Annotated in this window: 1 protein-coding gene; it reads left to right on the top strand. The window is 39.5% G+C overall.

Features of this window, described 5'->3' with window-relative positions:
• Positions 1–337, top strand: a 337-nt coding sequence (locus tag FLQ44_RS18215) for an efflux RND transporter permease subunit (RefSeq protein ID WP_206208977.1), incomplete at both ends; no start/stop codon positions are given.

Raw genomic sequence — 337 nt, forward strand, 5'->3', positions numbered from 1 at the left:
AAAGCGTAAATATGAAGCAGTGCTCAACTTAGCCTATCATTTTAAAGTATTGGTCATCACGCTTGCGCTGTGTATTTTATTTTTGACAGGTCTACTTGCAACACAGATTGGAAGTGAGTTTGCACCAACATTGAGTGAAGGAGATTTTGCAGTACAGCAAATGCGTTCCCCAAGTACCAGCTTGGAACAATCTTTAAGAATGCAAGAAAATACGGAAAAATTGTTGCTGAAAGAGTTTCCAGAAATTAAAGCCATATTTGCCCGTACAGGTACTGCAGAAGTGGCAACAGATGTAATGCCACCGAATATTTCAGATGCAGTGATCTTGTTAAAACCG

It is taken from the genome of Vogesella mureinivorans, assembly GCF_007644035.1.
Taxonomy (GTDB): Bacteria; Pseudomonadota; Gammaproteobacteria; order Burkholderiales; family Chromobacteriaceae; genus Vogesella; species Vogesella mureinivorans.